The sequence below is a fragment of the Mesorhizobium sp. M1399 genome (genome assembly GCF_040317735.1).
GTDB lineage: Bacteria > Pseudomonadota > Alphaproteobacteria > Rhizobiales > Rhizobiaceae > Mesorhizobium.
Window position 1 is genome coordinate 1 of the sequence record NZ_JAMYKZ010000048.1, and the last position, 5,994, is coordinate 5,994.

The 5,994-nt window shown below is 58.3% G+C and carries 4 protein-coding genes and 3 pseudogenes; 4 read left to right on the forward strand and 3 right to left on the reverse strand.

Annotation, left to right across the window (positions count from 1 at the left end; all coding sequences use genetic code 11):
* Nucleotides 1-227: pseudogene (locus tag NKH05_RS32530) on the forward strand (IS630 family transposase); the annotation flags it as partial.
* Here the strand turns inward: NKH05_RS32530 and NKH05_RS32535 are convergent.
* Nucleotides 216-491 (reverse strand): IS66 family transposase, encoded by a 276-nt coding sequence (locus NKH05_RS32535; protein WP_353017860.1) that lies wholly within the window; start codon nucleotides 489-491, stop codon nucleotides 216-218. The pseudogene NKH05_RS32530 and the gene NKH05_RS32535 overlap by 12 nt on opposite strands.
* A 114-nt stretch (nucleotides 492-605) precedes the next feature.
* On the opposite strand from NKH05_RS32535, the pseudogene NKH05_RS32540 reads away from it, so the two are divergent.
* Nucleotides 606-1,837: pseudogene (locus NKH05_RS32540) on the forward strand (IS256 family transposase).
* Between the two features lie 42 nt (nucleotides 1,838-1,879).
* Nucleotides 1,880-2,104 (forward strand): annotated as a pseudogene (locus tag NKH05_RS32545) (transposase); the annotation flags it as partial.
* Between the two features lie 171 nt (nucleotides 2,105-2,275).
* Here NKH05_RS32545 and NKH05_RS32550 read toward each other — a convergent pair.
* Together NKH05_RS32550 and NKH05_RS32555 are read right to left on the reverse strand one after the other, a co-directional pair.
* Nucleotides 2,276-3,676, reverse strand: a complete 1,401-nt coding sequence (locus NKH05_RS32550; protein WP_353017858.1) for a sensor histidine kinase — start codon at nucleotides 3,674-3,676, stop codon at nucleotides 2,276-2,278.
* A 369-nt stretch (nucleotides 3,677-4,045) separates the two neighbouring features.
* Nucleotides 4,046-5,035, reverse strand: coding sequence for a LysR family transcriptional regulator (locus NKH05_RS32555; protein WP_352607891.1), 990 nt, complete (start codon nucleotides 5,033-5,035; stop codon nucleotides 4,046-4,048).
* Between the two features lie 182 nt (nucleotides 5,036-5,217).
* Here NKH05_RS32555 and NKH05_RS32560 point away from each other — a divergent pair, with 182 nt between their 5' ends.
* Entirely contained in the window at nucleotides 5,218-5,844 is a 627-nt protein-coding gene (locus NKH05_RS32560; protein WP_352607889.1) for a DNA-binding response regulator, read from the forward strand.
* The last annotated feature ends 150 nt before the right edge of the window (nucleotides 5,845-5,994 follow it).

Sequence of the window (5,994 nt, forward strand, 5' to 3'; positions counted from 1 at the left end):
CGACATCCTGCTCGTGGCTGAACGCTGTCGAGGGCTTCTTCGCCAAGCTCACCCGCCGACGCCTGAAGCACGGCATCTTCCATTCCGTCGTCGACCTCCAGACCGCAATCAACCGCTTCATCAAGGAGCACAATCACGAGCCCAAGCCCTTCGCATGGAAGGCCGATCCGGGCGACATCATCGCCGCCGTCAGACGCGGGCACCAAACGTTGGAATCAATCCACTAGGCCCTGGAAGGCGGCCAGCTGCCCGCGGATCTCCTTGTGCGCGCATCCTTCGGCATAGACATAGACGACCGCCGGCGGCGCCGGCCCGTTCCAGGGACGGTCATCGGTCGCATGGGCCCAGAACTGGCCGATGTGGACGGTCTTCTTGTCCTCCCGGCGCACCGGCATGCGGGTCTCGTCGCAGAAGATCCGGGGAAGCCGTGCATCACCTGAAGCTGTCGCTCGTAGACCGGCCTTGTCCACCAGGCGAGGGTCTTGATCCATCGCGACAGGGTCGAGCGGTCGAGCTTGATCCCCTGGCCGGCCAGCATCTGCGTCTGCGGGACTGTCAGGAATTCCGTGTGCGGGCGGGCATAATGGGTAAAAAGGATTCCCACTATGACCCGACGCAAAGAACCTGCAATACCGAATGATCTTCTCGACCAACTGCTGGCAGGAGGTGCAGCCAGTGCTGCCTTCGAACAGGGCGGCCTGCTGGATTCGCTCAAGAAGGCTCTGACCGAGCGGGCGCTGAACGCGGAGATGGACCACCATCTGGCGAGCGGCGAAGACGCTGGCAATACGCGTAACGGCTATGGCCGCAAGACGGTGACGACCGAGACCGGCAAGCTGGAGATCGATGTTCCGCGCGACCGCCAGTCGAGTTTCGATCCGCAGCTGATCGCCAAGTACCAGCGCCGTTTTCCCGGCTTTGATGACAAGATCGTATCGATGTACGCGCGCGGCATGAGCACCCGGGAGATCACCGGGCACCTGCGCGATCTGTACGGCATCGAAGTGTCAGCGGACCTGATCTCAACGGTGACGGACGCCGTTCTCGACGAAGTCGCCACTTGGCAGCAAAGGCCGCTCGATCCGACGATCCGATTTACCCGCTGGTCTTCTTCGATGCGATCCGGGTCAAGATCCGCGATGCAGGGATGGTCCGCAACAAGGCCATCCATATCGCACTGGGCGTGCGCGCCGATGGTGCAAAGGAGGTGCTGGGCCTCTGGCTCGAGCAGAATGAAGGCGCCAAGTTCTGGCTGCGGGTGATGAACGAACTCAAGAAGCGTGGCACAGAGGATATCCTTCTGGCTGTCGTCGATGGCCTGAAAGGCTTCCCGGACGCGATCACCGCAGTGTTCCCGGAGACGATCGTCCAGACGTGCATCGTCCACCTGTTGCGCAACTCGATGGACTTCGTGTCCTGGAAAGACCGCAAGAGCCTCTCCAGCGCACTCAAGGAAATCTACCGCGCCGTCGATGCCGATGCCGCCGAAAAGGCGCTGGCGGCGTTCGAGGCCGGCCCTTGGGGCCAGCGCTATCCCGCCATCGGCCAGAGCTGGCCGCGCGCCTGGGGCGCGAGGTCATCATTCTTCGCGTTCCCTGACGAGGTTCGTCGGATCATTTACACCACGAGCTCAATAGAGGCGTTGAACTCGAAGCTCAGGCGGGCTGTCAGGGCCAGGGGCCACTTCCCAAGCGACGATGCGGCAACCAAGTTGCTCTGCCTGATCTTGAACCGATCCGAGAAAGAGTGGAAAATGCCGCCACGTGAGTGGACCATGGCCAAGGCCCAGTTCGCCGTCATCTTCGGCGAGCGCTTCATCCGGGCCATGGCGGCGTAATGTTCAACCGCCCGCCCGCACACGGAATTCCTGACAGTCCCCCTGCATGCCGGCGCCTACTGGCTCATGTGGGGCCTGCGCGCCGCGATGCCGAAACGCTCGAGCTTCGCAGTCGCCCAATTCGACACGCTGCGACTGCGCCTCATCAAGATCGCCGCGCGCGTGGTCGAGATGAAAACCCAGATCCGCCTGCACCTGCCGACCTCCTGCCCGGACCAGCGCATCCTGCGCATCGTGCTTGATCGGATCCCGCAGCTCGTGACGTAGCCGACGGGGCGCCAACGCCCCGAAACGAACCCGCCGACCGCAACCTGCAAACCCCCGCTTTCCATCCACGACGCATCCCGCCGGCACCCACCAGCTCGTCAAAAAGAACCGAAACGGCGACCAGATCACCACCTCAGGCCGCCAAACTTCCAGCGCCGTGCATAAAGCCGGTTAGATGACTGCCATCCTACCGGTGTCAATCGGCAACACAATACGCACGATAGTTCCAACCCCGGGCGTCGAAGTGATTCTGACGCTGCCGCGCATCGCGTTCACCATTTCGATGCAGCCTGTCAAACCGAGGCCAACGTGCGCGCCTCCTTGGGTCGAGAAGAACGGCGTTGCGGCTTTGTCACGAATATCCGAGGTCATGCCACCACCGTTATCCGAAATTTTAATGAGAAGCCTGCGCGCGAACAAGAAGCGTCGGTTGAGAAGGCGAGCTCCGATCGTGACCTGCTTGTCTTGCCTTCCCCGAACAGCCTTCGTAGCGTTGTTTACAAGCTCTTCGACAATCAAGCGAACTTGGGTCGCCGGAACTTGCAACTCTTTCGCGTTGTCGTCGATTTCCAATCGAATGTGGGTGTCAAGTGCACTACGATTCTCTTGAAGAAGTTTGCCGAGCGGCTCCGTGCGAAGATCTCGTCCTGAATTGGCGATCCGCATGAGCCCGTTAGTAATATCTTCGAGTTCCTTCGCCGCGTCTTGTGCAGCCTTAAACATCTCGGGCGATGGCGGAGTCTGATCCCCCAAATAGCCAAGAAACAGCCGAAGTGCAACAATGCGTGATCGGGTCATATGGGCATGCAGCAACGAAAAAGCCCGAATGTATTCATCGCGGCGCATGGAAAACTCGGCACGTTGCGCTATTATTATGAAGCCAATAACCACCATAACGAGCGCGAGTGCGAAAACGAAGCGGTTACGCGTAGCAGCGATCGCGATCTTTGCTTTCTCTTTGACGCTGATGCGGTGAGCAGCTGCCAAACGACCGATTTCGGACATATTCTGCTCAATTTCGTCCGTGCGCCGGAGTGCGTCATCATAGCCTCTCCCGATTAGCGCGATTGGCATGACCTGCGTCTTTATGACTTCCCGGGCCTTGAGCAGAAGATCGATTTCTTTTTGGCTTAACTGTTCGAGCGTCAGTAGTCGGTCGATATTGGCGATGATCAATGTGATTTGGCGCCCGAACGCCGGCTCGAGTTCTCTGGTCTCGCTGGCGAGACGAAGCCAGCCGGCAATCCGCACGATGCCCACCCGGGTCTCTTCCGCCATGCGCAAAGTTTCAAAGGTCTGACCCAGTGATCGGCCGGTCTCTTGTCGGTAGTGTTCGGACAGAACAAACGACCAGCAGCCTAGTGAGAGTGCCATAGCCAGCGCGACATAGAGGCCAGTTGTGGAGTTGAAGAACCGTTTTAGGATCATGGCACCGGCTGCAATGTCGAGAACCGGGCCAAAATTGAGCAGTGCGCAAGCACACACGAGGGCGGCAGCCGTTCCAAAACAAATACGGACAATTTTAATCGGGATCCCTTTATACTCATTGATCGACCCCTGATGGCCCTGCAATCGAACTGATAATCAATAATTAGGCCTGTCGGTCGACGCCAATTCGGAAGCATCAACCGTGGTTTATTGGTGCGCGTCTCAGGGTTGGAACTATTGAGTCCGTTAACCTGTGCAATTGACCCGCCCGCTATGTCGTTTCCGGCGAGCATGTCTTCGACAGGGGCATCGTGAGGACGATTTTCATGGTTCGTCCAGCGCATGCGTCCAGGCGACAGAGCGTATGACTTCGGGAGAACCCGCTGGTCCTCGTCGCAGCTCGATGCGAGCATCCGACCCCGGTTCATACCGTCTGCAACAGGCATAGCTTCGAGTATGGCGTCTGGTTTCGGACTGGGTAGCTGCAGGCTATCTATTTGCTGCGCCCCCGGGTCAGTTTGCTCCTTTAGTTAGCGCTGCGGCGATCTCACCGCGCAGCCATTTATGCTCTGGGTCGCGATGCCAACGCTCGTGCCAGATCAGCGCAACCTCATAGGGCTCCATTTTTATCGGTAGGTCGACCGCCGTGAGCGGTAGCATGGCGGAAAATCGCATAGCCGCCCGGTGCGGGACAACGAGGGCCATATCGGAAGTCGCAGCCACCGTGGCGGCCGTTAACACGTTGGAAAACCGTATCCTGCGGTCCGGTGATCCTAGCTCTGGCAGAGCGTCGTAAATTTGCCCGAGTTGGCTACCGGATTCTGAGCTGATGGCGGCGTGACGCAGGGCCATAACGCTCTCAATTGTCCGTTCCTGCGCCAGTGCCGGGTGGTCGTGGCGCAGCAAGCACACGAAGTGGTCAGTATAGAGGCTGCGCCGCAAGTAGCCTGGCAGAGCGGCGGCGATCTGCCCAACGGCCAGATCGATATCGCCTTCTTCAAGCGCTTGTAGGGTGCCTTTAAAGAGCGAATGGGAGGCAATCTCAAGGTGAGGCGCGCGCTGCATGAGCCGCGGCAGCAGGAGCAGCGTTTGGTGATCGGGCACGGCGATCGTGGCCTTCGACAGCCGCTCCCCTGTGTTGACGCTGCTATCCATCACCATTTTCCGAATCGCATTCAACGCCGACGGCAGCATTAGGGCCAAGCGTTCGCCTTGCGACGTCAAGACGAAGCCCCTTGAGACTCGAACCAAGAGATCATCGTTGAAAATGCCGCGCAGCATTGCCAACGCCCGGCTCATCGCTGGTTGACTCTTGCCGACGCGCAGGCCCGCATGCGTGACGTTGCGGGTTTCCAGCAGGGCTTCCAATGCCACCAGCAGATTCAGGTCGATGGATGCCAGATTCAGATCTCGTCGCCGTTCGACATAGTGGTCGCGGGTTACCAGACCTGCGTGCGGCCGACCCCAATCTTGTGAGGCATTTCGACAAGAGAGCTCGTCCATGATCTCTATTCCTCGATTCGCGTGTACCACAACCGCGCGTTGTAGGTTGCCGGCAACCATGGACGTATTCCGTCTCCTGGAATAGGGGGGCGGCCCCCCCTATTTGAGGTTGCTTTTCTCGATCATATTTAGCATTAGACCCGTTATGCGGGTGTGGGCTTCAGTCATAATTGGACCGCATTATGCAACAGATTTTAGTGATTGAAGATCAGGATTTAATGCGCCTGGCGCTGATCCAGGAACTAAAGGACTGCCTCACCGAAAGCGTTCTTCTTGGGGCTCCCACATTAGATATAGCCAAGACTCTAATGAAGTCCCACGAGTTTAACATCATTCTCATTGACCCCGGCTTGCCGGGGGTAAATCCGATCTCACTCTGTGATAGGCTCTCGGTTATCGAGCAGGTCGTTGATGCATCACCTTCATCGACACACGTAGTTATCACTGGATCAGATTCGGTTGCCGAAGCTAACCACTGTCGTCGGTTTGGGGTGGCTGGATATGTGAGCAAGACCGGACTGATGCGCGGACTTTTGGCTGAGGTGCTGCAGGATATTTCACAAAGCGGATTTGCCATCTGGATGTCGGAAAAGGACCAGCTGGCGGCTGATTTTCACTATTCGGGGCTAACGGGCCGGGAGCAGGAAATCCTGGATTGGATGCGCCGCCGTGAGCGCGGAATGAAGCGAAAGGAAGTTTACGACCAGATCAGTGAACGAATTGGAGTCGACCCCGCTACTGTTGAGAAATACTATAAGCAGGCTCGCGCCAAGCTGCTCAAGCGCGGCCGATTGCCGGACGGGATTTAAGACCTTAACTGGCGCATTCCGAGCTATGGTCGGCAAGGGTCACGAGGGGCGTTGGTGCGCGGATATGAAATCGAACGCATTTCGATCATTAATGTAGTTGGTTATGCCTGCGTGACTTGACGCCGGATAGACTCCGGGCGTGCCCATGCC